Origin of the sequence: Candidatus Avelusimicrobium aviculae, assembly GCF_949292495.1 — a bacterium.
Classification (GTDB): Bacteria; Elusimicrobiota; Elusimicrobia; order Elusimicrobiales; family Elusimicrobiaceae; genus Avelusimicrobium; species Avelusimicrobium aviculae.
Map to the genome: position 1 here is coordinate 79056 of NZ_CASEZB010000017.1, position 26335 is coordinate 105390.

A 26335-nucleotide genomic window follows, 5' to 3' on the forward strand; every position below is an offset into this window, starting at 1 on the left:
TTATGATTGGTATCGGCGTAGATATTGGAGGAACCTTTGTAAAAGTGTTTGTGATGAACGAACACGGGGAAATTTTCCGCCAAGAAAAAATGGAAACGGATTACAGCAAAGGACCAAAATTTTTTCTGCAGCAAATAGCGGATTATATTAACAAAATCCAAAAAGAATTTGCCGACCAAAGAGTAGCGGTGGGAATCGGCGCGCCGGGAGACGTGGATAACCAAAAAGGGATTTTGCGCTATAACCCCAATTTAAAATTTAAAGACGTGAGCGACTGGCCCATCGCCCGTATTATTAAAGATTTAACCGGCATCACCCCCTCCGTAGCCAATGACGCCACCCTAGCCGCCTGGGGCGTATATGAAAAAGAATTGAACCGCCAAGGAACCAATGTGCTGGTAGTTACTTTGGGCACGGGCGTAGGCGGCGGAATGATTGTAAACAGGGAGCTCTTTCAAGGTTCCAACGGCACCGCCGGAGAAATAGGCCACACCAAAATAGCGGACGTACATAACGGCCCGCTATGCGGCTGCGGAGCCAGGGGATGCCTGGAAGCGTTCGTGGGCACCATTGGCATTAAACGCCGGGTTATGGAAGCGGTAATGGACGCGCCTGAATCCGAACTGGCCAAAATGGTGGAAGCGGAAAAAGATTTTAAAATAGAACTGGTTTCCCGCGCCGCCAAAAAAGGCTGCCCCGCCGCTAAAAAAGTGTGGGAAGACACCGGCTTTTATTTGGGCATCGGGTTGGCCAACTTCTGCCTGATGCTGGACGTGGATACTATTGTGCTGGCGGGAGGCGTGTCCGGCGCGTCTGAATATTTTATGCCTTCCTTAAAACGCGTGTTGGAACAACAACAAATACAAACCCCGTTTAAAAAACTAAAATTGATTACTTCCTCCAACCCCAATATTGGAGGCATCGGCGCGGCGATGTATGCGATCCACCAGGCTTTAGTGCACCCATGAAAAGAATAATCGCTTTTTTGTTTGCCTGCATACTATCCTGTGCGGCTTACGCGCAAGAAAAGAAATTGCCCGCCCCTCCCGGGGAGGACGGGTTTGTGTATTTCACCGCGGATAACGCCAATGTAGATCCTGTTGCCAAAACAGTCAACCTGGAAGGCAACGTAACCATTGTGCAGGAAACAAAAGATAAACAACGCCGCGTAGTAACGGGTGAAAGTATTACCTTGGACCAAGCCAGAACGGAAATTTCTTCCGTAGGGCCTATGACGGTAAAATCCTCCGGCGCCACACTGCAAGGGGAAAACATGTCCGTCAATTATACGACCAAAGATTATTGGGCGGAAAATATTACCACGGAATATCCCCCGCTGCGGGTTATCAGCGCCAAAGAAATATCTTCCGTAGGCGGAAAAGAAACCCTGCGGGACGCCACCCTGACTTGCTGCGACAATCCGGACCCGCACTACACCCTGTCCGTAGGGAAATTGACCGTATCTCCCAAGAAACGCGTTTTCGGCACCAACGCCGTCATGCGGCTGGACGGTTTCCCGGTAATGTATTTGCCGGTTTTTTGGCGTTCTTTAAAAACGGAAAAGCCCTTTGCCACTCATGTGGATTTTTCTCAAAGCAACAAAGTCGGGTTTGCTATTTTGACTTCCACCGTTTTTGACCCCGTGCTGGGATTTAGACCCAAATTAAATTTAGACTATTACACCAAATCCGGCCTGGGTATCGGCACGGAAATTACAGCCATCACCACCCCTACTTTAAAAGGCAGCGGAGAGTTTTATTATATTCATGATAAAGCCAGTCCCATTGAACTAGGTAAAGAGGAAATAAACCGCTGGGGCCTGCGCGGCGGATATTGGTGGGAAATTGCGGATTCTTCTGACCAATTAAATAATGAAACAGGCTCTTTATACCAGTTGCAGACGCAGTTTCGCATGGTGTCTGACCCGTATTTTAACGACTCTTTCTTCCGCGGCAACCCGTATATTTTTATGCCGGACCAACAAACCAGCTTGTCTGTGTCGCGCCAAACGCGCCACTCTACCTTGCGTGTCAATTATGACCAGCAAGACATCTACAACCGCAACCAAAATAAATTTATTGCCAAAACCCGCACATTACCGGAAATAAAATACATTATGCACCCGGTAAATTTTTTGGGGTTGGCTAACCGCATAGAAGCCAATTTCAGCAACACTTCCTATATGGAAGAAGAATTCCGCCAAAGCGGAAACGCCCGCTGGACCGGGGAAAGAGCTTTCCGCCTGGCCCGCGGATTAACCATCACCCCGGCCGTGTTTTATGACCAAACCATTACTTTCGCGGACCCGCAATACCAAGATAAAGACGCCTGGGTGGGCCGCATAGGGACGGATTTTAACGTACAGACGGAAACCTTCCTGGGCACGACAGACTTTGGATATCGTTTTACCAAACGCCTTTCCACCGGAACGCTTACTTCAGACCAGGACTCCTTAGATAAAGGCATTGAAGAAAATATTTTGTATTTAACCAATTATTACCGCCCCACGTTTGACACGTACGTTCGTTTTGGTACCGGGTTTAACCTTTCCAACACTAAGCTAAACCTGCAAACCGGGCAGCTGCAACAAGTAAACTGGGACCACCTAAAAAGCCGCATTGAACCTTTACTGTTGGAAGCGGGTTATAACTCCCCCGGCGGGGCGTTCCGCTTCTTTGTGCAGGACTTATATGATTTGGAAGAAAAGAACCAAGCGTTTATTACACAGATGGACTTTATTTATAAACGACAGATTTTCGGCATCGGCTTCAATAATTTTGCCGATCACCAGGACCCTAACTCCCGTTACCGCACATATTCGGACGAATACACATTTACCACTTCGTTGGGAATTCGCCCCAATAGCACCAAATGGCTTATGGACGCGGGGATAGATTTCCGCATTAAAGACGACAGTTTAATAGGTTTTAACAAAATGCTGCGTTTCTCTTATACATTTCACGACGCGAGGGCCGAATTTACCGTGCGGGACCGCAATGACAACCTCTCTTTCGCCTTCCGCATTAATATCCTGTGCGGAGGAGACCCCCGCAAACAAAAAGCCCTGCCGGAAGATAACTACTGGTATCCTTGGCGCGGCGCCAACGATTTAAGAGATATGTAAAAGGACGATTACTATGGCAAACCCATTGATGTACCACAAACAAGGGTGGATAGAAGTAATTTGCGGCTGTATGTTTTCCGGAAAGACGGAAGAACTCATCCGCCGCGTGCGCACGGCGCTGATCGCCAAGCAAAAAGTGCAGCTGTTTAATTCTAAAATAGATACCCGCTACGGCATAGACAGCATTACCAGCCACAACCAAAACAAAGTGGCCGCCACGTGCGTAAAAACAGCGGCGGAAATACTTCCTTTGGTACAAAAAGACACGCAAGTGGTGGCGATAGATGAAGTAAACTTTTTTGATAAAGCCATTGTGGAAGTATGTGAGAAATTGGCAAAATCCGGCAAACGCGTTATTGTGGCCGGCCTGGATACGGACTACCGCGCCGAACCATTTGAGGTTACCGCCGCTTTAATGGCTAAGGCGGAATATGTAACCAAAAACTTGGCCGTATGCACCAAATGCGGCAACCCGGCCAGTTTCACCCAACGTATCACTAAAGACACCAAGCGTATAGTGGTAGGCACTACGGACGCCTATCAGGCCCGTTGCCGCCGCTGTTATAAAAAACCGGCAAAATAACCCCTTTTAAAACAAGGAAAAATGCGGTTTTTATGTATAATAAATAAAAATTTTAAAAAAATTACAGGAGACTTCCTTATGCAAAACCCGTATGCAAACTTTTGGCGCCGTGTGGCGGCGTTTTTAATAGACAATATTGTTTTGGCCATTCCCATGTGGATGTTAACCGGATTTTTTTATATGTATTATATGCCGCAGGTTATGCTTAATAAAACAGAGGAAGAGATGGCAGCGGTTTTCCCGTTATTTTTTTTATTTACCATACTGTCCAATTTATTCTTTTTTGTTTTATTTATACTCTATACTTCCATTATGGAAAGCAGTTCCAAACAAGCTACCTTGGGCAAAATGGCCCTGGGCATCAAAGTGGTGGACAAAAACGGGCAGCGCCTGCGTTTTTGGCACGCCGTAGGGCGCAACTTGGGGAAAGTGGTCTCCTACTTTATTATGTATTTTGGGTTTTTTATGGCCGCTTTCACACGCCGCCGTCAGGGCCTGCACGATATGATGGCCTCCACCTTTGTGGTAAATGAGGCCTATCAGCCCGGCCAGCCGCTGCCGGAAGAGCCCTTCCGCACCGGCTGTTTAGTCAGCACAATAGCGGTTATTCTTCTCCCGTTTGTCTTGGGAATCATCGCCGTTATAATGATTCCTTTCTTGGTGGAAACCGCCAACACTCAAACAGCCTACGTACGTTTATTGCAGACGCAAATGGACGCGCTGCGCGGAGAGGATATAACCCAAGACAATCCGCTGCAAATTAATAACATTTCTTTTTATATACAAGACGGGGACGTATACGCCGCACAAACACAGCCGGAAGCTTTCACCGTACGTCTGCCCTTGGGAGAAAAACACATTTGCTGCGTGGAAGAGGAGGGGAATTTCTGCCAGCTTAATGAAATTAAACCTTGTATGTAAAATTCCTTTTATAAATACAAAAACCCCGCTTAAACAGCGGGGTTTTTATTTTCTTCGCAAAAAATCTACCAACAAGCCTCCACACAAGATTGTGTTGTATGAACCGTTTTGCGGCAAACGGGTAAACCCTCGCCATACATTGCTATCTGCCCCCCTCAGCGCGCGCCATTTCGGCATAACAAAAACCCCGCCTGATGAAAACAAGCGGGGTTGTAAAAATATACACTATGTTTTAAAAACTCCAATGCGGGGTGTAGGAATTCCCCTTTAAATCCGCTATCAGGTGCGGGGCGCTGCCGTCCGCGTCCATCACATACAGTTGGCGTTTGCCGCCGTTGCGCGTAGTGGTAAAGGCGATAAAGCGCCCGTCAGGAGACCAGGTAGGGTCTTCGTTAGTGCCGGCGTCCGTCGTTAAACGGCGGATTTGTGTACCCGTTAAATCCACCAGGAAAATATCCATGGGGTGGAACGGAGCCTCCCTCCCGGCAAAAACAATCCATTCCCCGGTGGGAGACCATTGGGGAGTATCGGACCAGTTAAAACTGCGCGTTAAGGGGCGGGTTTCGCCCGTTTCCAAATTCATAACATAAATTTGCGGGTTTCCCGCGCGGTTAGACACAAAGGTAATGTACTTTCCGTCCGGTGAATAGGAGGGAGAACCATCTACCGAAGTTTTATTGGTCAAACGCGTCTTTTTATGGGTTTCCAAATTATAGACATAAATGCTGGGGTTTTTGCCGCCGGAACTGGTAAATACCAGGGCTTTGCCGTCCGGAGAAACCCCGCCGATGAGCGACAGTCCCCCGCGTATAATTACCGGGGCTATTTTCCCTAAACGCATATCAATGGCAAAAATATCCGGGTTATCATACTTATAGGTGGTGTAGTAAATACGCCCGTCTTTAGACCAGCGGGGCAAAATGGCAATGTTCTTGTCATTGGTTAATTTTTGCAGGTTATGGCCGTCATAATCCACCACATAAATTTCTTTATGTTTGGTGGCGTCATTAGCGAAAGCTATTTTGGTATCCGCAATACCCCGCTTGCCAATAAGGGCAGACACTATCTGGTCCGCCGCCACATGCGCCAAACGCCGCAGGCTGGCTTCCGTTCCTTTATACGCTTTGGCAAAAACAGCGGTACGGGTGCTTACGTCATATACATACAAGCGAATAGTATAATTGGGGGCTTCATAAGAGACACTGCCGGAAAGCACATAAGCCGCGCCTTGTTTTCCCCAGGAGCTTACACTGTCAGTAATATGTTTGTTATCAAAAGCCGGGCCGTTTTCCTGCACGTCAAAATAACGCATATACATTAAATCGGCGCGAAGCACTTCCTGCACTTCCTGCGCGGCTTGCTGGGCTTCCAGCCCCTGCGCTTCAAAAGCGGGAAGGCCAAACCCCGGCACTTTTTGGCTTCCGTAAGAAGTAATGCCTATATACACATCGGCATTGGGCCGCCCATAGGCGGCGGAAAAAGCTCCGGCGGCGCATACCGCCAGCAATAACAATTTGGCAAGATTTCTCATAAATGGGTTAGTTTAATTTAGCAAGTTCCGCCTGCGCCTGGGAAGCTTCCGCCGTGCCGGGGAATTCCTGCACCACGGAGGCTAAATAGCGCTTGGCTTCATCCGTCTTACCCAAGGGCACAATGCTGCGCGCATATTTTACGCGCGCTTGGGCGGTTAACTTGCTTTTAGGAAATTTTTGCAGCAGCGTGGCATAAGCCACAGCGGCCGGTTTGGCTTCGGAAAGGCCGGTGTAAGCATCTCCTAAATAAATATAGGCCTGCTCGGCACTTTCACCCGTAGGATATTTGCTGATGTATAATTTAAAACCGGTTACGGCGGCGGAATAGGATTGTTTATCTAAATGATTTTTGGCTTCCGCAAATAAATCTGACGGAAGCATGGACACGCCCTGGCTGGCCGTTTGCTGCGCGCCCGAAACAGAGGAGACAGAAGCCCCCGGGCGTACCACGGCGGACAAATCATCTAATTTAGTGGAAAGGCGCACCATTTGCGCGTCCATCTGGGCCAGATTTTCACTGGATACAGATAGGTTGCGGTTTAAATCTTCCATTTTGGTGGCCAATTCCGCCTGATTGGCCTGCAGAACAGAGATAGAATTATTTAATTCTTTTAGCTGCAGTTTCAGCGTGCCCATATCGCGCTCGCTGGCTAAGCAGCCGGACAAAAGAAAGCCCGAACCTCCTATAAAAATAAGTTTAAAAACGTTTTTCATAGTGGTTCGGGCTCCTTTTGTGTAAAATTACTTATTTTACGATCAGCACAGTGTCAGCGCGGCGGTTTTTGGCCCAGCAGCTCTGAGTGGCTTCGTAGCAGACCGGTTTTTCTTCACCGTAGGAAACGGTGGTGATTTTGTCGGCCGCAATGCCCAAGCGGACATAGTAATCTTTTACTTCATTGGCTCTCTTTTCGCCCAAAGCAATATTGTAGGCGATGGTGCCTCTGTCGTCGCAGTTACCTTCCACAACCAATTTCACATTGGGGGCTTTTTCTTTGATCAACTTGGCGTTGAGTTCCAAGATTTTGCGGTTTTCAAGGGTCAAGTTATACTTGTCCAGCGCAAAATGTACAGAACCCAAGTTCAGTTCCGCGGCGGGAATTACTTCGGTTACGGTTTCTTCCAGTACCATTTCGGCAGAAGAACCGGCGGTCAAGTCGGCGTTGGCATCGTCTTTAACATTTTTTTTGCAGGCGCTTAAGCCGGCGGCTAAAGACAAAACCAGAACAACTTTCAACAAGTTTTTCATTTGTTTCTCCATATTAAATATTTTGAAGCTACCCATAAATGATAGCAGACTTTTTGCCCGCGGGTCAATGCGCCGCAAGCGTTTTTATTAATTACTTAATAAAAGCTTGTACGGGGCCCGGCTGGCGGCCCAGCTATTTATCCAACAAACGCGCCAGGGTTTTGCTAAGCAAAGCCGGGTTGGCCTTGCCTTTGCTTTTGCGCATAACGGCCCCCACCAACGCGCCAATGGCTGCTTTATTTCCTTTTTTATAGTCGGCCACGGCTTTGGGGGCGGCGGCTATGGCCTCTTGGGCCCAGGCTTCCAGCTGGCCTTCATCACTCACCTGCACCATGCCGGAAGCTTCCACAATGGCTTTGGGGCTTCCGCCGTCGGCCCAAATTTTATCAAACACTTCGCGGCCTTGGCGGCGGGTAATTTTGCCGCTTTCCACCATTTCCAATATTTCCGCCAAAACGGGGGCGGAGATGGGGCTTTGGGAAATTTCCTTCTTTTCCGCGTTAAGCATACCCAGCAAATCGGTTTGTATCCAGTTGGAAGCCGTTTTTACCGATATGGCTTTATTAGAGGTAACCTCTTCAAAATAACGGGCTATATCTAAAGAAGAAGTCAACACGCCCGCGTCATACGCGTTTAAACCGGCCGCCATAAACTTGGCTTCTTTTTGGGCGGGCAGTTCCGGCATTTGCGCTTTCACGCGTTCCAGCCAGTCATGCTTAAGCACCAGAGGCGGCAGGTCCGGCTCCGGGAAGTAGCGGTAATCCAGCGCGTCTTCTTTAGAGCGCATGGGGCGGGTAATGTTTTTCTCTTTATCCCAAAGGCGGGTTTCCTGCACCACGTGCCCGCCGGCGTTTAACAGCTCCGTTTGGCGGGTGATTTCATAATGCAAGGCATCTTTTACCGCTTTGAAAGAGTTTAAATTTTTAATCTCACAGCGCGTGCCGAATTTTTCCTGCCCGACCGGGCGCAAAGAAACGTTCACATCCACACGCAGTTCGCCTTTTTCCATATCGCAGTTGGAAGCGTCCACCCATTTCATCAGGCGTTTGATTTCAGTCAAATACGCGTAGGCTTCTTCCGGGCTGCGCAAGTCCGGCATGGACACAATTTCCAAAAGCGGGCAGCCGGAACGGTTAAAATCAATTAAAGAATACCCGTCAAAATGGGACGATTTGCTGGCGTCTTCTTCCAAATGGGCATGGTGAATGCCTATTTTCTTTTTTTGTAAATTTTCCTTAGGGCCAAAAGTAATTTCTATACTTCCGGCGCCGTTGATGGGCTTGTCGTACTGGGTGATTTGGTAGCCTTTGGGCAAATCCGGGTAGAAATAATGTTTGCGGGAAAAAGTGGAATATTCGTTTACTTGGCACCCCAAGGCCAAGCCGGCTTTTACGGCCAGTTCCACCGCGCCTTCCGTCAGTACGGGAAGCACGCCCGGCTGCCCGGTGCAGCGGGGGCAAATGGCGGTATTGGGTTTGGTTTCATCCCCCACACCGTTGGGGCAAGAGCAAAACAATTTGGTTTTGCTGGCTAGCTGGACATGGATTTCCAGCCCGATAACAGGTTCAAATTGGGTAGTCACGTTTATATATCTCCTAAATTATTATAATATCAAATATGGCAAACCTTTTTCAGCCCGTTTCTTACCGTAAAGGGGCGGTGTGGGCGGTAGGCTCAACGGCCGCGTGGAAAATATGCTCGTTTATCAACGGCATATTAATTGCCCTCTATTTTGGCGCCCACACCCAAACGGATATTTATTTTTACCTTATTATGATATGCGGCATGGGAGTAAACTTTTTGCAGCATATCAACGCCGCCGTATTTATACCCGAAGCCATCTGCGCGCAAAAACAATCCCCCCTCTCCGCCATGCGGCTGCTTAACGCGGTGCTGGTTTTTTACGTTTTATTGGGAGCGCTGTGCATTGTTACGGGGGCATTATATCCACAGTATCTAGCGGGGGCGGTATCCCGTTTTTCTCAGGCGCAATTAAACCAAAACCTGCATATGGTAAGTTGGGTGTGCGTGCTGTTTGCTTTTCAAATGTGGGCTTCTTTTCTGTGCAATATTTTGGAAATGCGAAAACTGTTCGGCTCCGCCTGGTTGATGCCCGCCAATGCCCTGCTGCCGCTTATATTGCTCCTAGGCGGCGCGCAAAAATGGGGCATTATGTGTATGGTATACGGCTTTTTAGCCGCCAATGTTTTGCAAACCGGGGTGTTTTTGTATTTGCTTAAAACAAAGTGCGCTTGGCAGTTTACGTTAGGGATGGAAGGCTTCCACGCGCGGCTTAAAAAAAATTTGCTGACCAGCCAGGCGCTTGAATTAATCAGCCTGGTCAATACTTGGATACCCGCCTATTTGATAAGCGGGCTGGGAAGCGGGCTGGTCAGCGCGCTCAATTACGCCAAGCAGTTATCTGATTCCCCCACCGAAATACTCACCTGGCGCGTATGCGCGGTAAATAAAATTGAACTAAGCGAAGACTCCGCCCAAAAAAACGAGCAAGCCCTTAACGTGCACTTCCTGCGCACCAACCGCCTGCTTCTTTTTATGCTTACGCCGCTGGCTGTATTCAGCTGTTTTTACGCGCTGGATATTATCCGATTGTTCTTTGAAAGAGGAAACTTTACCCCGCAGGCCGCGCGCAATGCGGCGGCGTTTTTGCAGCCGCTGCTTATTATGATGCTTTTATTCATACCCATTACCATGCAAAGCAATTTATTTTCGGCGGAGCGTAAATTAAAAGAAGCGTTTCCCTATTTGCTTGTATCCAATCTGATTTTTACAGGGGCGGTTATTTGGGGCGTTAAACAATGGGGCGCTTTTGCCTATCCCTATGTGCAAGTAGTTTGTTGCTTGATTGGTTTTGGCATAAACAAATTTTTATTTAATAAACATTTCCCGCATATCCAATATGGGCGGGCCATGCTGGACATGGCGCGTTTGGCCGCCCTGAACGTACTGGCTTTGCTTCCGGCCGCCGTATGCACCTGTTTGTGCGGGTGTAAAACCCCGTTTTTTACACTGCTTAGCGGCGGGATTGTTTTTTTGTCCGCCTTATACGGCTTAACCAAATACAGCGGGGACTGGCAAATTTTTATAAACGCCGCCCGCCAAAGCCGACTCCCCGCCCCTTTTAAATAATTGGTCTCCACCCTGCATTGTTCCAATAAAAACCCCGGGCACACAACCCGGGGAGCATGAAATATTTTTTATTTTTCTTTAAAAAGCCACCGCCGGCTGCGGCGCACCTGCCGCATACACCGCGCGTATGAAATGCCGGTACGCAAACACCATTTTAATAACTTCACCCGGGCGCGGAAGCGGAGATTTCTCTTTTTAAATAATCTGGCGGGCAACAGCAGGCTGGAACGGTGTTGGGCCAATAATTTTTCTTCCGGGGCCGACAGGCCGTACATCTCCATAAAACTAAGCAAACACACCAAACGCACGTATTCAAACCCGGGCGCATAGGCGGCGTATTGCCCGGACTGTATTAAATAGTCGCGCGCGCCTAAAAAACCGTGGAACAATCCGCCAAAACGTTCTTTGGAACTGGTACTAAGAGACCCCTCCCGCGCTTGGCGGTAAAAATATACCGCCTCTTTTACGGGGGCTATTTTCTTGGCGCAGGCAATGAGCTGTATAGAAGGGCAAATATCTTCCCCCGCCGGATAGGAAGAAAAAGTTAAGGGGGTGCTATCCCATAATTCCCGGCGGATTAATTTGCCGCACAGCGCCATAACGGCCGGGAAATTGCTAAATAAAAGCGTTTTTTCCTCTCCCTCCAAACAAAGGCGGGAAAAGGCCTCCATGTCTTCCGGCACGGCTTGGCGGGTATCGGTATAATAACGCACCCAGGGGCCTACGGCAATGTCCACCCCGTTTGCCTGCAAGGCGTTATATAAACGCTCGCAATAAGTGGAAGGAACAAAATCATCCGCGTCTATAAATAAAACGGTTTCTCCCTCCGAATGGGCCAGCCCGTTTCGGCGCGCGGCAGAAACGCCTTGGTTGCTTTGGGATAAACAAATAAAATGGGAATAACGCTGTTTAAACTCTTCTATGATGCGGGGGCTTTGGTCGGTAGAGCCGTCATCCACCACAATCACTTCCGTTTCTTTCAGCGTCTGCCCGGCCACGCTGTTTAAACAGGTTTCCAGGTATTTTTCCACATTATAAACGGGAATGATAATGCTTACTTTCGGGCGGCTGTACATAAGTCCTCGTAAGACTGGATATATTTTTCCAGGGAGAAACGCTCGCACACTTGCGGGGCCTGCCTGGCCAGACGCTGGCGGAAATCTTCGTCTTTCATTAAACGCGCCAAACTTTTGGCAAAAAGCTCGCTGTACCCGGGTTTAACCAACAGGCCGTCCACGCCGTCGCGCACTATCACGTCCGGCCCGTTGCACGCGAAACTAACCACCGGCAGGCCGGAAGCCATGGCTTCCAACAACACCATAGGAAACCCTTCAGTGCGAGATGTCATGGCATAAATATCACTGTATCGGTAAAACGCCGCCAGACTTTCCTGCGGGGGCAAAAAGCGTACGCTGTGCTGCACGTCCAGAACTTCGGCCAAGTCTTTCAGTTCCGCTTCCAGCGGCCCGGAGCCGATAATACACAAACACCAAGAAGGAAACTCCTCACACACCCGCCGCCAGGCTTCCAACAAATAATCAAAACCTTTTTGTTTCACCAAGCGCCCTACCGCCAGCACATAACGCTGATCCTGCGCCAAGACATCCGGGCGGGGCAAATCACCCGACGGGGCGGACAGAGCCGGGTTATAAATGATGGAAGTTTTCCATTGGGGATAATAAAACGCCAAATATTTGCGGTCCCGCTCCGAAAGTACGGTTACCCGGCTGGCAAAACGCAGCAAAACGCGGCGTAAAAATTGCCACTTGGGGCTCCACGGACAGGTGCGTACGTCTAGATGGTCGGCATAAATATAGGGAATTCTTAGCAGCAGGGCCGCCCCCAGAATACTGACCGTCATAAAGCTTATCAGCACGTCTGGCTTTAAACGGCGCAAAGCCTTTATCATCAGCCACAAACGCCAAAACCCGCCCCAAAAACCGGCCTTGGCAAACGCAGGCAAATCCAAGCGCACCCGCTCCACCCCTTCCGGCACCGCGTAAAAATCAGCCACGGCGTTGGAAAGAGTCAACAAAGTCACCTGATGTCCGCGCGCGGCCAAACCGCCGCACAAATAGGTCATTACGCGTTCCGCGCCGCCAGGCCCCAAATTAGCCACCACACAGGTAATTTTCATGGAAGGCAACTCCGTAAATAAAAACCCCGCGCCAAAACGCGGGGCAAAACTTAGCTCAGCAAGTCTTCAAAAGCCCGGGCAAAATCTTCAAACGCATAGCGGTCTTTTAATTTGGAGGCTTCCACCGCTATCTCCACGCGTTTGCCCCAGTTTACCATTAGTTCGTCCAAAGCAATGGTAAAAGGTTCCTCTTCCCCGGCGTTTACAATCAGGCCGTTAATGCCGTTGGACACCAAAGCCACCACCGGTGCCGATTCACACGCCACACAAGGCAGTTTGCTGGCCATAGCGTCCAGCAAAATATCCGCATTTTGCGGGTTTAAAGCCGGGTAGGCAAAAATATCCGCGTTGCGAAGCAGGCTGTATACATCCACATCGCCGGAAACAATTTCCGTGCTTTCTTCCAACCCGTTTTTGGCAATAAATTTTTTAAGCGCGGTTTTACCGGTTCCGTCCCCCACAATCGTCAAATGCCAAGAGGAGTGCGCCGGCGCCAGGCGCGCCCAGGTTTTAAGCAGATTGTCAAAACCGCTTTCCTTCACCAATTGGCCCACCGCTATGATATTGTTTTCTTTTTTGAAACAATCCGGCTTATTGTAATTGTAATGTTCCACCCATACGGCGGGGTTAGTGACTTCCTGCACTTTTAAACCGGCATAGGGCTTTTTATTAAGCGGATCTTCAGACGTGCGGATAACCAATATTTTTTGGGCTTTCTTTAAGATGGCTTTTTTATCTTTTACGGCCTTGTCTTCTTTAAAACCTTCATTTTCCACGTATATAAACGGAATTTCCGCCTGTATAGCCGTTTGGCAGGCGGTTAAGTTCATAAAAGAAATAACAAATTGGGCTTCTTGCTTCTTGAGCAATCCCTCCAAGGTTTTGGGTTTGGCGATAGCGGCATACTCCACCAACGGAATTTGCGCTTTGTTTTTTATTTTGCCCTTCACGGCAAAAACAACGGCCTCGTGGCCTTGTCCTCTCAGCGTTTCAGCCAGTTTAACGGCTAAACGAGAGGCCGTAAACGTTTTGTTTCCCCCGGCAAAAATAGCTATGTTCATTGGTAAATCCTCCTGCATAAACCCTTATAATCTATTCTTTTGTATTTTACATAAAAACGCCCGTTAAATAAACTAAATTTACAAAATAGTTTTTCTTTTTCCCAAAAGGCATAAAAAAACCGCCCTTTCAGGCGGTAAATAATGGGAAAACTTGCGGGGACTGGATTTGAACCAGTGATCTCAAGGTTATGGGCCTTGCGAGATACCAGGCTTCTCTACCCCGCAATATTATTATACCACATTAAACCGCAAAAAACAATGCCGCCGGTTGTTTAAAACCGGCGGCATATCCGCAAAAACATTTAATTATTTATACATCGGGTAAAAATAAATACCCATATACACCGGATTATCCACAAAACCTTTTACTCGGTCCTGCATGGCCCATAAGCCGGTGGGATGGACGGTATAAATCTGCATAGCGTCCTCATACATCAAATTATGCGCTTTTTTATAGAGTTCCCGGCGTTTGGCGGAGTTCGTCTGCGCGACGGCTTTTTCTATAATTTTATCCACTTGCGGGTTGCGATAACCTTGCGCCAACGCATAACGCCCGTTGCTGTGCAAAAACGGAAAATAAAAATTATGGGCGTCTGCGTAATCGGCAATCCAGCCGCGCGTCCATAAAGGCATTTGGCGGTTGGCTGTTTTTTCCAAGAAAGCGGCCCAAGTAACCCCGCGCAAATCTATTTTAAATTTGGGGTTAATGCTTTCCACATTGCGTTTTAAAATCTCACTGGCAATTTGGCGCATATCCCCGCTGGTGTTGTAGGTTAAAGTAAATTTAAAACCTTTTTCCCATACTTGGCCGCCCCAGGCTTTTTTAAAGTATTTCCGGGCTTTTTCCAAATCAAAAGAATAGCTTTTGAAACTGGCGTCATAATCCATTAAACCCGTAGGGGCGGGGCCGATGGCCCTTTCACCGCGGCCTTCCATGGATTCTTTTAAAAACGCGTCATAATCAAAAGCGTAAATAAAGGCTTTGCGCAAATCTTTGTCTTCAAAGAAATTAGAAGGGATGCCTTCCCCGTCCAACTTGCCGGAGCCTACATCCGGGTTAGCCTGCATATTGATATTGAGCGTAAAGAAAATAACCGGATCCGTACGCAAACGCGGCAAATTATCGTACACCACCACCCCGGGACGGTTTTGCAGCTGGGCAATGAATTTGGGGGAAATTTCCGCCACGTCCACATCCCCCGCTTCCAGCATTAAACGCACGGTGCTGGCTTCATCTACCGTCATCATGTGGATGTTTTTTAATTTTGCCGGGCCGGCCCAATAATCTTCATGCGCGGCCAGCTGCAAACGTCTGCCCGCAATATTCCAACGCACCAGTTTAAAAGGGCCCGTCCCGTTTGCGGCATTAAAAAACGGAGAAGATTCTTTGGCAAAATTATTAAATTTTTTCCAAGTTTCGGCAGTGCCGTCCCAAGCGCCGTGCTCCACTGCCCATTTTTTATTTACTACATACCCCCAACGGGCCAAAATACTCAAGAAAGGAGCAAAGGGGCGCTTTAACGTAATAACCACATTATCCCCGTCTACACGCACCGCTTTGGCGGCTTCTTCAAAAGTTACGGTATATTTCCCATCATTGGCGCGGGTGGAAGATACCCCCAAAATAGGTTCCAAAAGCAAACTGGAAGGCCCGCTGGAAACATCAGACAGCATAAAACGCAATAAAGAGTATTGCACGTCTTGCGGGGTAAGCGTTTCCCCATTGTGAAATTTTACCCCTTTGCGAATAGGAAAAGTATAGGTTAATCCATCGGCGGATAAAAGGCCGTTTTCCACGCTGGGAACTGCGGTAGACAAAGAGGGCTCCAGCTCTGTCATGGAAGAGCCTTTAAATTTTAACAGCGTATCGTACATATTTAACATCATGCCCTGGGTTACTCCGTCATAAGAGTAAACTGGATCCAAAGACTGCATTTCCCCTTTATGGGCCACCAGCAAGGAAGAGGCGTCCCTTTGCGGCGCACAGGCCGTGGTTAGTAAAATAAGACCTAATACAGCAATTAACCCTTTTTTCATTTTTTCCTCACAATATAAGACACGCCCCTTTTGTTCTTTAACCACACGCGGGAAAATTCCCGCGCGTCATAAGGGCGAATAACTTTTCCGTCCGTTGCGGCGGCCGGATCCGCCGTCCAAATTTTTCCGTCTTCATACCCGGTAATTAACACCAAATGCCCGGGCGTGGCGGCTATGGCCGCGTTGGACAGTTCCCCTTTTTTATATCCCACGCTGGCCAACACCAAACTATTTTGATTGACAAATTCCGGCAGTTCCCGCAAAGAGGCAAAGCGACGAACAAAACTTTCCATCCCGTATCTTGCCGCACACGCCGTATTAAAGATCCAATTTCCGTAAATGCCGGAGGCGGGATCAAAAACTTCTTTCATCACGCGCAACACGTCTGTTTTGGCACCAAAATAATTAAGCGCCATGGTCAGCGCGGCCGGGCTGCAAATCCGACGCCGATCTTTATGTTTCACACAGAGCTGGGAAACGGGTTCTACACGCGCGTTAAAACAGCCTTGCGCTTCTCCCCCCAAAGGTTCATCTAACCGGGAATTAGTGATGCTGGAAGCCAATAAATCCACTTCCATATCCCCATACAGACTCAACCGGTAGCGGAAAGCCTCCGCCTCGGGCTCCAGCACCAAACAATCCGTGTCTACGTGCCCAAAAGCATCCTGCTGGGCGGGGAAGCTGCTTTGAAAATCCCTAGAAAATAAACCCAGTTTATAAAAGCGGCTCCATTTCCTGCCCCGACGCACCTGCGCTTCCAACAATAAAAGTCCGTCCGTCCGCGTATGGTAATTGACAGATAAAACAAGCGTGTTAAATGGGAAGGGCGTTTTTATCTCGTTTGACAGGGCTGTTTTTACGCCATCCACCCATTTTACATCTTTGGTTTCCGACGCATTGTGCAGCAAATTAAAAACAGGCGGAGGTGTCTTGGCTGTAATCATGCGTGCACCTAAAATAAAATCGGGGCACCCGGGCTCGAACCGGGAACCTCTCGGTCCCAAACCGAGCACTCTACCATTGAGCCATGCCCCGAAATCTGTTTATATCCTATCAGTTTTTAAACGCTCTTGCCAAGTACCGCCAAAAAAATGCTGACAAAAAAATTTTGTCAGCATCTACTATACAAATGGTTCCGGGACTAGGACTCGAACCTAGAATTAATGCTCCAGAGGCATCCGTGTTACCATTACACCATCCCGGATTAACAAATATATTTTAGCACATTTGCCCGTAAAGAGTAAAATTTTATTCTTCCAGGGGAATTTTTCCCCCAACCCAAATATTAATTTGTTATAATAATTGTATAAATTTAGCGCCTATAGCTCAATTGGTTAGAGCAACCGACTCATAATCGGTGGGTTCCAGGTTCAAGTCCTGGTGGGCGCAGTTTTTAAAACCCGCGCCTTGGCGTGGGTTTTTTTGCGCCGCCACTACCCCTAAAACACGGCCCCAAAACGCGCCTAACCCTCTTTTTGCCTTTTTGCCGCGCCAGCTCTTTCGCAAGGCCGCCCAAACTGTTTTTCTTAGGTCTAAAAACCCGGTAAAATAGATCCAAAGACTCATGTGCGCATCTTCAACAAAAGATACAATACATAATATATGAAAGGTATTTTTTCTCTAGCGCTAGTATTATTATTTATCAGCGGTGCTGTCTCTCATGCACAGGCTAGACCGCCAATTAAAAAAATCCTACAAAGCATTGGGCGCAGCTGTGAAACAAAACTTTACCCATGGTCTAAGCAAATCAAAAATTCTTTATTGCGTAAAGCCAAACGGGCCATGCCTCTCTCCTCCGCGCCAAAGGCTCCCTTTCTTTTTACTTCTTTAGAAACCGTCAGCGCTTATTATGGCCGCTTACACCGTTTGCCGCCGTTTCCGCTGCCGCAACAAGACAATGAGCTTTACCGTGGCATGACGTTGGACGCCTCCGGCAAAGAACTACGCTATATTTTGAAAAAAGGGTTGGATGTATCCAAAAGCCACTCCCTCAATTTCGCCGCCTACAACGGCCGCCAATACCCGGACTATCAAAAAGCCATTTACACCACCCCGGAAATAGATCTGGCTGTGAGCTTTGCGTTTAATGATACCCGCTTTGATAAACATATTCCTGTTATCCTTCATTTAAAAAGAGTCAGCAACACCCGCATTGTTTCCATTCCTCACGATGTTCCCGCCCACTGGATACACCGCGTAAGTGCCCTGTTAACTATCAACGGCCGCAGCCAATGGGGAGAAATCCGCCTCACCGAAGAAGACCATTTCATTTTTATCCCTTATCCCCCGCCCACGGGCAAATAAAAGCTTGGCAAAAAAGCCGCTTCTTATTATACTGTTAGTATGGATAATAAAAAAACCTTTTTATCTTTGTTTATTATGGGCGCGGCGGGTATACTCACCGCGGAAGGGGCGCTTTTTGCCCAAGCGTATATTCCCCAGCTTCCGGCTAACACGCAAGTAACCCAAACCATTACTATTAAGAATGTAGACAATCAGCCAGCCCCTGCTGACGAGGAAGACTTCCCTGATGATGAAATGAGTGATGAAGAATTTGAAAAAGAATTGGCCAAATACTTGGAAGTGTACGAAAAACAAGAACAAGCCAAACAACAAGAAAAAGAGCCCAAAGCCGACCCGAAAGAAGAAGCCAAAAAACCCGCAACGTCCAAAGCAAAACAGCAAACCGTCACCCAGCCGGGTAAATTTGTGCCGTTTTTCCAAGCGGGAGGAACGCAGTCTTCCGGTTCCAATTTGCTGGCAGGCCCCCAGCTGGCGCCCCGCCCCTCCGGGTATGCTAAACCCCGCAGTAGGCCGGGCAGGAAACCAGGCAAACCGAGAGGAAATTCCTCTTTCAAGCCAATGAATCCTCCCCCGCACGCAAAGCCCGTAATGGTTCCCGGCGGCAACGCCGGCGCCAACCCCGGTTCAGACCCGCGCCTGTATATGCCCCCCACCGGCATGAAACCCCCGCCCCCGCCTGCAAAACGCCGGAGCCGGCCGCACGCCCGCGAGGGAATAAGCCCGCCAAATAAGGCCTAATGCCGCTTGGGCCCAAAGACCCTGGCAAAGAAACTCAAAATCCCTTATATTATTAGTATGAAAAAACTATTTGGGGTGTGCAAGCTGTTGGGCGCGTTATGTTTCATAAGCGCTTTGCTTGTGGGAAGCGCTGAGCCGGTATATGCCCAATGGCAGCCTGCGGCAAAAAAATCCGCCCAAAAAATCACTAAAAACGCCGCCCAAGCCGCCCGCCCGGAACCCCGAAATGTCCCGGCCGCCGTTTAAAAACCCCTCAGTGAAGACAACAAACGCCTTTATTATTCCCTAATGACCAAAGTGGGCATATCCCAAAGAAAAGCATTAAACTATTTATATAAACACGGCGCCCAGCCTACCCGCTATTCCGCGCCGCGCGTAAGCGCAACGGAAATACGATTAAAAACTTTGCCCGCCGCTGTATACAACCAAGAAGTGCCTCCCTATCCTTTCACGAACCCCAAACGGGTATTTTACCGCGGCATAAGCGTTGACGAAGAAGGACTGCGCAATATTTTATACAATGGATTACGGGCCCAAGACTCCGGCACCCATCACAGCGATTTTGCCATTTTCACCTATCAAAACAAAACCCTGCTGGATATGGCAAACCAAATGATAGGGGAAAACAAAAACATTTGTCTTATTTCAGACCCGCAGCGCGCGCAAGCCTACGCGCTGCGCCGAGCAGAAACGGACGGCAAAACCCCCGTTGTTATTCAAGTAAAAAACACCATTCCGGTCATTATTAACCCGGTAGGGGCGGGAGTCCTGGCTACCGGCAATATTTCCGCCAGCCAAATTATACGCGTCAGCGCGCTTATCCCAGTAAACGGAACGCTGATGTGGGGAGATATTCATATCACGCCAGCGGGAGATTTTGCTTTTAAACCCTATGAAACCAAATAACTATGCTTATTTTACACGCTTTGTTTGGAAGACCATACCGCTCTTGCTATGCGCCGGAAGCCTGTTTCTCTTCCCGACACCCGCAAACGCCCAAAAAAACGTTTTAAAACAACTGTTTAAAAAACAAATTTCCGCCCAAACGCAAGAGCCGGTACGCCGGTTTGTACCGTCCGCGGTGGAAAGCAAACGCATGCGCCAGGAACTGGCGCGGCAAAAGAGGGCGGGCGGGAATACCCAAAAATATTCCGCCGCCAAAGCCGCCGGGCTGACGCAGCAGGAAATGGCTTTCTTGGCGCCACTTTCTCACGTACCTAAGCTGCAAAAAGTCCCCCCGGTAGTGATAAACGATTTTACTGATTATCTCCCCCCCGTTAAACTGCCCGCGCCGTATCCCCTTTCGCTTTACCCCGGGGATTTAGCCCGCGGCATGCTGCTTTTGCACCCCAAAGAAGACTTGCAAACCATTTTTTCCAAAGGGTTGCTAACGGCCCGCAGCGCGGTAGACGGCTGGACGAAAAAGCGGCTTATTTTTATGACCAACGTTCCGCAAATCGCCCATATTTACACCTATTTGCAAGAACCGGGCGTGCCCGTTATCGTGCATATCGCCGGATTTAAAGGCGAAAACAAGCATATTTGGACAACCAGCCACGACATCCCCGCCAAAAACATCGTGAGGGTAAGCGCTTATTTAAAAATAAAAGGCAAAGAACGATGGGGGCAAATTGTCCCTAGGCAGGACGGCTCTTTTGCGTTTTATCCATACCAATTGTCTTTTTCCCAAAAAGTAAAACTAAACTTGCTTAGGGCCTTGCAAAACCCCCAAGAATAAACCCCTTTTGCAATAAAAAAATCCCGGGTCAACACCCGGGATTTTTGTTTTAACAACACGCTATTTGTTTAAAGGCTTAAGCAGATAAAGCACCAACATCGCTTGGCGGTAATCCGTTTTTTCCTGGTCGGTAAGCTGGGGGTTTTCCTGCAAATATTCGGCTACGGTTTTACCTTGGGCGTCTTTGGCTTGGCTGTCCCCCCCGCCGCGCAATAAAACCGCCAACACCTCTTTGTTGTTTTTTTGGGCCGCCAACATAAGCGGGGTAACCCCGTTTTTATCAGACAAATTAATTTGCGCGCCGGACGTAATTAAAAATTCCGCCACCTGGGGAGAGCCGTTCTGCCCCGCCGCCACAAAAAGCGGGGTCTGCCCGGCCTTATCGGCGGCGTTAACGTCCGCCCCTTCTTTCACTAATTTAGCCAGTAACTCCGGATTTTTACTGTGAAGCACCGCATAAAAAAGCGCGGTGCGACCGGAATTATCCTCTACATTTAAATCATTGGAGCGGGCGATTAATTTTTCCGTTTCCAACGCGTCGGTTCCCTTTTCTATGGAACGCATCAGCCGCGTGGCGCCGCGCTCATCGCGCCGGTCCGCCCCGAAACGCATCAGCATGCCGCCCGCAAAAATAATAACGATAATGAGTAAAGGTCCTATCAATTTCTTCATAAATCCCCCGTTTGTAATTATTTTACCATTTCCGCCGCCGCTTATTAATTTGATAAAATAAAAGTAATATCATTTACGAGGTATTTATGCCGGAAACGAAAGAGCACACCAAAGAACAGGGCAACGCCCTGCAAGAAATTATCGCCCAACGCTACGCGGAAGTAAAGGAAATCCGCTCCTTGGGCGTGGAACCCTATCCTACCCGCTGCGAGAAAAAACACTCCTGCCTGGAAGCCAAAAACTCCCCCGAAGGGGCCGAAGTGGTAACCGCCGGGCGCATTATGCAGCTGCGCAGCATGGGAAAAGCCGCCTTCGCCCACTTGCGCGATTTTACGGGCCGCGTACAACTTTATGTAGCCAAAGACAACTTGGGCGATGAAGCCTACCAATTTTTTAAAAAACACGTAGCCGTGGGGGATTTTGTTTCCGTTACCGGGCATATGTTTGTAACCAAAACGGGCGAAAGCACCATTAAAGTCACCAAGCTTACCTTAATTTCCAAAGCCATACGCCCCATGCCGGAAAAATACCACGGCCTGCAAGACGTAGAGGTGCGCTTTCGCAAACGTCATTTAGACTTAATCGCCAATGAAGAAGTAAAAGATATTTTTATTAAACGCGCCAAAATCATTTCTTCCATACGCAAAACCTTGGATTCTAAAGGCTATTTGGAGGTGGAAACCCCCATTTTAAACCCGTCTTCCGGCGGGGCCATCGCACGGCCTTTTGAAACCTATCACAACGCGCTGAAAATGCCGCTGTACCTGCGCATCGCGCTGGAGCTGCACCACAAACGTTTGATTATGGGCGGCATGGACAAGATTTATGAAATCGGGCATATGTTTCGCAACGAAGGCATAGACACCACCCATAACCCGGAATTTACCATGATGGAACTTTATCAAGCTTACGGGGACGTATACACCATGGCGGACTTGTTTGAAGAAATCCTGGGCAACGCCGCCAAAGCCATCGGGGCGGAAACGGTGCACTTCCGCGGGTATGACGTGGATTTGCGCCCGCCCTATAAACGCCTTTACATTCCGCAGGCCTGGCAGGAAAAATTCGGCCATGATATTCATGAAGTGTTAGACGGCCGCAAATTCAACCGCGCCAAACTGGAAGAAGTAGCCAAAGAACAGGGCATTAAGTTCGGGCCGGACGATTCCGACGGTTCCATCTTTGACGAACTGTTTGAAGGCAAACTATTGGCCGATTACCACAACCCCGTCATCGCGCTGGATTATCCCACCGCCGTCAGCCCGTTCAGCAAAACCAAACCGGGCGACCCGGAAATTGTGGAACGCTTTGAAGTCTTTGTAAACGGGCAGGAACTGGCCAACGCCTATACGGAGCTTAACGACCCGGCCGACCAGTTGCAGCGCCTGAAAGACCAAGCGGCCGAAAAAGCCTCCGCCAAAGGCGAAGACGCCGAAAATGCCGACATTCTGGACGCGGATTATATCGAAGCCATGGAAAACGGCATGCCGCCTACTGGAGGCATGGGCATTGGGATAGACCGTATTGTAATGATGTTAACCGGGCAAGACTCTATTCGCGAGATTATCTTATTCCCCACCCTTAAAAAACTGGAAGAGTAAGATATTTCTAACTCTTTATTAAAAAACCCCGCCTCATTAACTGGCGGGGTTTTTTAATATGTCAGGAACAGGCTTCTTCCGGCAAAAGGAAATACCTTTTACCATACACATTTCGTTTTAATGTACCTGAAAAAAACTTTTGGCAAAAGTCCCCGGTTTTAAACGTATTTTCCACGCAAACAATACAATTTTGTACTCCCAAAGCACGGCTCATATGCACATATGTAAAGCCACTGCCGGCATATGGGCCGCTGCGAAACAACACGTTGGAAAAAGTTAAAGAATAATTATCATTACTTATACTGGCTTCCAGTTCTCCATTTTCCGGAAATCCCAAATCCAAATCCTGTAAATCTGTGGCATAACTGCCATTTGCCAAACGATATACTTCCTGTGCGTCCACCAGTCCTTTAAGCATTACTTTCATATTAGCCGCACGGCTTTTCCACACTGCTTTCTCGTATTGCGGCACCGCCACCGCCGCCAAAATACCAATAATTAATACTACTACCAAAAGCTCAATAAGCGTAAAGCCTCCTAATTCCTTCATATACGCATTTTTCATTTTTCCCCTCTTTTTTGACTAAATTTTGTTTCCAACAAAATTTATCAAAAAAAAAAAACAAATCAAGCTCTTCTTGCATATTCCCGGCCGACAAACGGCCCCACAAAACACGCTGGGGTGTTTTCTACAAATAAAGTACAATATACATATGAAATTTGAACGTTTTGTAGCGCTTCGCTATCTTACCCGCCGCAAAGGCTTATTTGCCATTATCACCACGCTTATTGGCGTGGCGGGCGTAAGCGTGGGGGTGGCGGCACTGATTACCACGCTGTCCGTGATGAACGGCTTTCAAACGGACATTAAAGAAAAAGTCATCGGCGCGCAAAGCCATATTTTGGTGTTTGGCCGCATGCCGGCTGGCGCATATGAAGAACACATCAAACAAATTGAGCAAATCCCTTTGGTAGAGGCCGCCGCCCCGCATATTTACGGGCAGGCCATTTTGTCTTATGACGGGCAGAGCGTGGGCCTGGTGGTGCGCGGGCTGGACCCGGAAAAAGAAAAAAACATTAACAATTTAAACGACTCTTTAACCGAAGGCTCCTTTACGCCCGATTGGGCGGAAGATGCCCCCGCCCCTCTAGTATTAGGCACGGAACTGGCTTACAGCCTGGGCGCCCAAGTGGGCGATGACGTGGTGCTTATTTCTCCGCAGTCCATTTCCACATCGGCCGGCATGTTCCCCAAGATGAAAAAGTTCCGCGTAAGCGGCCTTTTGCGCACCGGATATTATGAGTTTGACAATACCATTGCCTACACCACCCTTCCCCACGCCAGTGATTTTTTAGGCCTTAAAGGCGGCGTAACGGGGGTTGCCGTTAAACTGCACAATTTAAACCAAGCGGACCAAGCCGCCGAACAAATCCGCCAGGCCATTGGCTACGGCTACACCGTGCGCACATTCGCCCAGTTAAACAGCACGCTTTATGCGGCGTTAAAGCTGGAAAAAGCCGTGATGTTTATTATTCTGTTCTTAATCATCATTGTGGCTTCTTTAAACATTGCCGGCAATTTGATTTTGCTGGGAACGGAAAAATTAAGAGACATCGGCCTCATGCGCGCCATGGGGGCCAGCCCTAAAATGATACGCAAAGTATTTATGTGGGAAGCCATGGCCATTGCCACCTTGGGCATTTTTCTAGGCATCGCGCTGGCGTGCCTATTGTGCTGGATTATCGCCACATTCAATATTGTGGAACTGCCCGGAGACATTTACTACTTAACCAAAGTGCCTGTACGCATGGAGTGGACGGACCTGTTGGCCGTAGTGGGCGGAAGTTATTTAATTTGTTTCTTTGCGGGGTTGTACCCGGCGGCAAAAGCCTCCCGCGTAAACCCGACGGACGCTATACGTTATGGATAATATCATAGAAATCACCCATTTAACCAAAATTTACAGCCAGCAGGACGAAAATTTATGCGTGCTGGAAGATGTTTCTTTGTCCGTAGCCAAAGGCAGTTTTACCGTACTTTTGGGCCCCAGCGGAAGCGGCAAAAGCACGCTGTTAAATTTAATCGCCATGTTGGATAAACCCACCAGCGGCCAAATCTTTTTTGAAGGCAAAGAACTGACCAAAATGCGCAAAGAGGCGGCCCGCTCCGCCCTGCGTTTAAACAAAATGGGTTTTGTTTTTCAGTTTGACGGGCTATTGCCGGAATTTTCCCTCCTGGAAAACGTAGAACTGCCCGCCATTATGCAAGGAAAACCCAACCCGCAAAAAGCGCAGGAACTGTTGGAAAATTTAGGGTTGGGGGCCATATCCCATAAATTCCCCAGTGAACTTTCCGGCGGGGAAAAGCAACGCGCCAGCATTGCGCGCGCGCTTCGCAACAGCCCGGTGCTGCTGCTGGCGGACGAACCCACCGGTAATTTGGACGCTTCGCGCAAAGAACAAGTGTTTCGGGATTTTGCCCGCATGGCGCGACAAGGTTTAACCGTGCTTATGGTTACGCATGATGTGCACGCCGTTAATTACGCCACGGACGTTTATAATTTGGAAAACCGCAAACTGCTAAAAACCAAATAATATCCGTTTCAGCCAAAATAGAATAACAGGATTTTTTATGGACAGCCAAACCTTACTTATCACCGCCGTTTGCTTTATAGGGGGTTTATTAGCCGCCCGGGGATTTACGGGGCTTAAACGCCGCCGCCTGCAAACGTTGGAAGCCAAAGTCCGCCAAGGGGACGCGGCCTCCATGGTTGCTTTGGGGCGCAAATATTACGAGGGCAAAGGCGTACCCCAAAACAAAGAAACCGCTTTTGCCTACTTTAAACAAGCCGCCAAAGCGGGGTTGGCGGAAGCCCAGGTGCTTACCGCCGCCATGTGCCGTGGGGGAGACGGCTGCCCGCAGAACGACAGGGAAACCTTCCACTGGTACCAGGCCGCGGCCCAGCAAGGCAATTATGAAGGGAAAATCAATTTAATTATGTGCCATTTGAAAGGAATAGGTACCAAAGCGGACCCGCAAAAAGCGTTTTCTTTGGCTTTGGAGGCAGCCGAAGCAGGCAGCCCTTTTGCCCAAGTGATGACCGGGGATTTTTACGCCAACGGCACCGGCACCCAGCAAGACCCGCAAAAAGCCCGCCACTATTACCTGCTGGCCGCCGTTAAGGGGGAGCCGCAGGCAAAAAAACGCTTGGTAAAACTGGAACCCCTCTTGCAACACCACGACGCTATGATACAGTAGCCGGGCCCTCCATTGGGCCCGGCAAACGGCTTCTAAACAACCCTAGCACACGTTGAATCCCCGGCCCAACCGGGGTTTTTCTTTGCCCAACAAAAAAATATCCCCCGGCGTAGCCGGGGGTTTTTCACAATACGGGCATAGCCCTCACTCTACTAGCTACTACTTTAAGTAGTTTCCACTACCTGTCATTTGCGCCCCCTGACATCTAACGGGTTCGTGTCAAACGGAAGCA

25 protein-coding genes and 4 tRNA genes are annotated in these 26335 nt (G+C 48.8%); 15 read left to right on the forward strand and 14 right to left on the reverse strand.

Annotated elements, in window-relative coordinates:
* Positions 1–2 precede the first annotated feature (2 nt).
* The 4 genes from ACQY33_RS04260 (at position 3) to ACQY33_RS04275 (ending at position 4628) form a co-directional block, all read left to right on the forward strand.
* The gene (locus ACQY33_RS04260; protein ID WP_428074271.1) at positions 3–968 is read left to right on the forward strand and encodes an ROK family protein; all 966 of its coding nucleotides are present in this window, start codon (positions 3–5) and stop codon (positions 966–968) included.
* A complete protein-coding gene (gene lptC, locus ACQY33_RS04265) occupies positions 965–3124 on the forward strand; it encodes an LPS export ABC transporter periplasmic protein LptC (protein ID WP_428074273.1) in 2160 nt (719 codons plus the stop codon). Before ACQY33_RS04260 ends, lptC begins: the two co-directional genes overlap by 4 nt.
* 13 nt (positions 3125–3137) lie before the next feature.
* Positions 3138–3707, forward strand: a complete 570-nt coding sequence (locus ACQY33_RS04270) for a thymidine kinase (protein WP_428074275.1) — start codon at positions 3138–3140, stop codon at positions 3705–3707.
* Positions 3708–3785: 78 nt separating this feature from the next.
* Positions 3786–4628 (forward strand): RDD family protein, encoded by an 843-nt coding sequence (locus ACQY33_RS04275; RefSeq protein WP_428074277.1) that lies wholly within the window; start codon positions 3786–3788, stop codon positions 4626–4628.
* Positions 4629–4860: 232 nt separating this feature from the next.
* Here ACQY33_RS04275 and ACQY33_RS04280 read toward each other — a convergent pair whose 3' ends face one another.
* The 4 genes from ACQY33_RS04280 to gatB all read right to left on the reverse strand — a co-directional run bounded on the left by ACQY33_RS04280 (position 4861) and on the right by gatB (position 8988).
* Positions 4861–6159 carry a DPP IV N-terminal domain-containing protein gene (locus tag ACQY33_RS04280; RefSeq protein ID WP_428074279.1) on the reverse strand — a complete coding sequence of 433 codons (1299 nt, stop codon included), beginning with the start codon at positions 6157–6159 and terminating at the stop codon, positions 4861–4863.
* Positions 6160–6166: 7 nt separating this feature from the next.
* Positions 6167–6874, reverse strand: a complete 708-nt coding sequence (locus tag ACQY33_RS04285) for a tetratricopeptide repeat protein (protein ID WP_428074280.1) — start codon at positions 6872–6874, stop codon at positions 6167–6169.
* Between the two features lie 31 nt (positions 6875–6905).
* Positions 6906–7406, reverse strand: coding sequence for an OmpA family protein (locus ACQY33_RS04290; protein WP_428074282.1), 501 nt, complete (start codon positions 7404–7406; stop codon positions 6906–6908).
* Positions 7407–7539: 133 nt separating this feature from the next.
* A complete protein-coding gene (gene gatB, locus ACQY33_RS04295; RefSeq protein WP_428074284.1) occupies positions 7540–8988 on the reverse strand; it encodes an Asp-tRNA(Asn)/Glu-tRNA(Gln) amidotransferase subunit GatB in 1449 nt (482 codons plus the stop codon).
* Between the two features lie 35 nt (positions 8989–9023).
* Between gatB and ACQY33_RS04300 the strand changes: the two genes are divergently transcribed.
* The gene (locus tag ACQY33_RS04300) at positions 9024–10556 is read left to right on the forward strand and encodes a lipid II flippase MurJ (protein ID WP_428074286.1); all 1533 of its coding nucleotides are present in this window, start codon (positions 9024–9026) and stop codon (positions 10554–10556) included.
* A gap of 68 nt (positions 10557–10624) precedes the next feature.
* Here ACQY33_RS04300 and ACQY33_RS04305 read toward each other — a convergent pair whose 3' ends face one another.
* The 8 genes from ACQY33_RS04305 to ACQY33_RS04340 form a co-directional block, all read right to left on the reverse strand.
* Positions 10625–11632, reverse strand: a complete 1008-nt coding sequence (locus tag ACQY33_RS04305; RefSeq protein ID WP_428074288.1) for a glycosyltransferase family 2 protein — start codon at positions 11630–11632, stop codon at positions 10625–10627.
* A complete protein-coding gene (locus ACQY33_RS04310; RefSeq protein ID WP_428074290.1) occupies positions 11611–12693 on the reverse strand; it encodes a glycosyltransferase family 4 protein in 1083 nt (360 codons plus the stop codon). Before ACQY33_RS04310 ends, ACQY33_RS04305 begins: the two co-directional genes overlap by 22 nt.
* 50 nt (positions 12694–12743) lie before the next feature.
* A complete protein-coding gene (locus ACQY33_RS04315; protein WP_428074292.1) occupies positions 12744–13754 on the reverse strand; it encodes a glycosyltransferase in 1011 nt (336 codons plus the stop codon).
* A 151-nt stretch (positions 13755–13905) separates the two neighbouring features.
* A tRNA-Met gene (locus ACQY33_RS04320) sits at positions 13906–13979 on the reverse strand.
* A gap of 81 nt (positions 13980–14060) precedes the next feature.
* The gene (locus ACQY33_RS04325) at positions 14061–15791 is read right to left on the reverse strand and encodes an ABC transporter substrate-binding protein (protein WP_428074294.1); all 1731 of its coding nucleotides are present in this window, start codon (positions 15789–15791) and stop codon (positions 14061–14063) included.
* Entirely contained in the window at positions 15788–16735 is a 948-nt protein-coding gene (locus tag ACQY33_RS04330) for a C39 family peptidase (protein ID WP_428074296.1), read from the reverse strand. The genes ACQY33_RS04325 and ACQY33_RS04330 overlap by 4 nt, the downstream gene beginning before the upstream one ends.
* Before the next feature lie 19 nt (positions 16736–16754).
* Positions 16755–16826 (reverse strand) — tRNA-Pro (locus ACQY33_RS04335).
* 95 nt (positions 16827–16921) lie between these two features.
* Positions 16922–16995, reverse strand: a tRNA-Gln gene (locus ACQY33_RS04340).
* Between the two features lie 111 nt (positions 16996–17106).
* Between ACQY33_RS04340 and ACQY33_RS04345 the strand changes: the two genes are divergently transcribed.
* The 6 genes from ACQY33_RS04345 to ACQY33_RS04370 all read left to right on the forward strand — a co-directional run bounded on the left by ACQY33_RS04345 (position 17107) and on the right by ACQY33_RS04370 (position 20571).
* Positions 17107–17180: transfer RNA gene (locus ACQY33_RS04345), tRNA-Ile, on the forward strand.
* Positions 17181–17393: 213 nt separating this feature from the next.
* Entirely contained in the window at positions 17394–18095 is a 702-nt protein-coding gene (locus ACQY33_RS04350) for a hypothetical protein (RefSeq protein WP_428074298.1), read from the forward strand.
* Positions 18096–18134: 39 nt separating this feature from the next.
* Positions 18135–18833, forward strand: coding sequence for a hypothetical protein (locus ACQY33_RS04355; protein WP_428074299.1), 699 nt, complete (start codon positions 18135–18137; stop codon positions 18831–18833).
* A 57-nt stretch (positions 18834–18890) separates the two neighbouring features.
* Positions 18891–19079, forward strand: coding sequence for a hypothetical protein (locus tag ACQY33_RS04360; protein ID WP_428074301.1), 189 nt, complete (start codon positions 18891–18893; stop codon positions 19077–19079).
* A 42-nt stretch (positions 19080–19121) separates the two neighbouring features.
* Positions 19122–19739, forward strand: a complete 618-nt coding sequence (locus ACQY33_RS04365) for a hypothetical protein (protein WP_428074303.1) — start codon at positions 19122–19124, stop codon at positions 19737–19739.
* The gene (locus ACQY33_RS04370) at positions 19726–20571 is read left to right on the forward strand and encodes a hypothetical protein (RefSeq protein WP_428074305.1); all 846 of its coding nucleotides are present in this window, start codon (positions 19726–19728) and stop codon (positions 20569–20571) included. The genes ACQY33_RS04365 and ACQY33_RS04370 overlap by 14 nt, the downstream gene beginning before the upstream one ends.
* A gap of 60 nt (positions 20572–20631) precedes the next feature.
* Here the strand turns inward: ACQY33_RS04370 and ACQY33_RS04375 are convergent, their stop codons facing one another.
* A complete protein-coding gene (locus ACQY33_RS04375) occupies positions 20632–21243 on the reverse strand; it encodes an ankyrin repeat domain-containing protein (RefSeq protein WP_428074307.1) in 612 nt (203 codons plus the stop codon).
* A gap of 86 nt (positions 21244–21329) precedes the next feature.
* Here ACQY33_RS04375 and lysS point away from each other — a divergent pair, with 86 nt between their 5' ends.
* Positions 21330–22844, forward strand: a complete 1515-nt coding sequence (lysS, locus tag ACQY33_RS04380; RefSeq protein WP_428074309.1) for a lysine--tRNA ligase — start codon at positions 21330–21332, stop codon at positions 22842–22844.
* A gap of 61 nt (positions 22845–22905) precedes the next feature.
* Here lysS and ACQY33_RS04385 read toward each other — a convergent pair whose 3' ends face one another.
* A complete protein-coding gene (locus ACQY33_RS04385; RefSeq protein ID WP_428074311.1) occupies positions 22906–23409 on the reverse strand; it encodes a type IV pilin protein in 504 nt (167 codons plus the stop codon).
* Positions 23410–23557: 148 nt separating this feature from the next.
* Between ACQY33_RS04385 and ACQY33_RS04390 the strand changes: the two genes are divergently transcribed.
* From ACQY33_RS04390 to ACQY33_RS04400, 3 genes are read left to right on the forward strand one after another with little or no spacing between them, the layout of a single operon-like run.
* Positions 23558–24775 (forward strand): ABC transporter permease, encoded by a 1218-nt coding sequence (locus ACQY33_RS04390; protein ID WP_428074313.1) that lies wholly within the window; start codon positions 23558–23560, stop codon positions 24773–24775.
* Positions 24768–25439 (forward strand): ABC transporter ATP-binding protein, encoded by a 672-nt coding sequence (locus ACQY33_RS04395; protein WP_428074315.1) that lies wholly within the window; start codon positions 24768–24770, stop codon positions 25437–25439. Before ACQY33_RS04390 ends, ACQY33_RS04395 begins: the two co-directional genes overlap by 8 nt.
* 37 nt (positions 25440–25476) lie before the next feature.
* Positions 25477–26103, forward strand: coding sequence for a tetratricopeptide repeat protein (locus ACQY33_RS04400; protein WP_428074317.1), 627 nt, complete (start codon positions 25477–25479; stop codon positions 26101–26103).
* Positions 26104–26335: the final 232 nt, after the last annotated feature.

Coding starts and splice junctions, on each gene's coding strand:
- ACQY33_RS04305 (WP_428074288.1), bottom strand. CDS start 11,632: ATGTACAGCCGCCCGAAAGTAAGCATTATCATTCCCGTTTATAATGTG.
- ACQY33_RS04370 (WP_428074305.1), top strand. CDS start 19,726: ATGAAACCAAATAACTATGCTTATTTTACACGCTTTGTTTGGAAGACC.
- ACQY33_RS04330 (WP_428074296.1), bottom strand. CDS start 16,735: ATGATTACAGCCAAGACACCTCCGCCTGTTTTTAATTTGCTGCACAAT.
- ACQY33_RS04260 (WP_428074271.1), top strand. CDS start 3: ATGATTGGTATCGGCGTAGATATTGGAGGAACCTTTGTAAAAGTGTTT.
- ACQY33_RS04280 (WP_428074279.1), bottom strand. CDS start 6,159: ATGAGAAATCTTGCCAAATTGTTATTGCTGGCGGTATGCGCCGCCGGA.
- ACQY33_RS04300 (WP_428074286.1), top strand. CDS start 9,024: ATGGCAAACCTTTTTCAGCCCGTTTCTTACCGTAAAGGGGCGGTGTGG.
- ACQY33_RS04400 (WP_428074317.1), top strand. CDS start 25,477: ATGGACAGCCAAACCTTACTTATCACCGCCGTTTGCTTTATAGGGGGT.
- ACQY33_RS04395 (WP_428074315.1), top strand. CDS start 24,768: ATGGATAATATCATAGAAATCACCCATTTAACCAAAATTTACAGCCAG.
- ACQY33_RS04270 (WP_428074275.1), top strand. CDS start 3,138: ATGGCAAACCCATTGATGTACCACAAACAAGGGTGGATAGAAGTAATT.
- ACQY33_RS04385 (WP_428074311.1), bottom strand. CDS start 23,409: ATGAAAAATGCGTATATGAAGGAATTAGGAGGCTTTACGCTTATTGAG.
- ACQY33_RS04310 (WP_428074290.1), bottom strand. CDS start 12,693: ATGAAAATTACCTGTGTGGTGGCTAATTTGGGGCCTGGCGGCGCGGAA.
- ACQY33_RS04315 (WP_428074292.1), bottom strand. CDS start 13,754: ATGAACATAGCTATTTTTGCCGGGGGAAACAAAACGTTTACGGCCTCT.
- lptC (WP_428074273.1), top strand. CDS start 965: ATGAAAAGAATAATCGCTTTTTTGTTTGCCTGCATACTATCCTGTGCG.
- ACQY33_RS04285 (WP_428074280.1), bottom strand. CDS start 6,874: ATGAAAAACGTTTTTAAACTTATTTTTATAGGAGGTTCGGGCTTTCTT.
- ACQY33_RS04390 (WP_428074313.1), top strand. CDS start 23,558: ATGAAATTTGAACGTTTTGTAGCGCTTCGCTATCTTACCCGCCGCAAA.
- ACQY33_RS04375 (WP_428074307.1), bottom strand. CDS start 21,243: ATGAAGAAATTGATAGGACCTTTACTCATTATCGTTATTATTTTTGCG.
- ACQY33_RS04360 (WP_428074301.1), top strand. CDS start 18,891: ATGAAAAAACTATTTGGGGTGTGCAAGCTGTTGGGCGCGTTATGTTTC.
- lysS (WP_428074309.1), top strand. CDS start 21,330: ATGCCGGAAACGAAAGAGCACACCAAAGAACAGGGCAACGCCCTGCAA.
- ACQY33_RS04350 (WP_428074298.1), top strand. CDS start 17,394: ATGAAAGGTATTTTTTCTCTAGCGCTAGTATTATTATTTATCAGCGGT.
- ACQY33_RS04325 (WP_428074294.1), bottom strand. CDS start 15,791: ATGAAAAAAGGGTTAATTGCTGTATTAGGTCTTATTTTACTAACCACG.
- ACQY33_RS04355 (WP_428074299.1), top strand. CDS start 18,135: ATGGATAATAAAAAAACCTTTTTATCTTTGTTTATTATGGGCGCGGCG.
- ACQY33_RS04275 (WP_428074277.1), top strand. CDS start 3,786: ATGCAAAACCCGTATGCAAACTTTTGGCGCCGTGTGGCGGCGTTTTTA.
- ACQY33_RS04290 (WP_428074282.1), bottom strand. CDS start 7,406: ATGAAAAACTTGTTGAAAGTTGTTCTGGTTTTGTCTTTAGCCGCCGGC.
- ACQY33_RS04365 (WP_428074303.1), top strand. CDS start 19,122: ATGACCAAAGTGGGCATATCCCAAAGAAAAGCATTAAACTATTTATAT.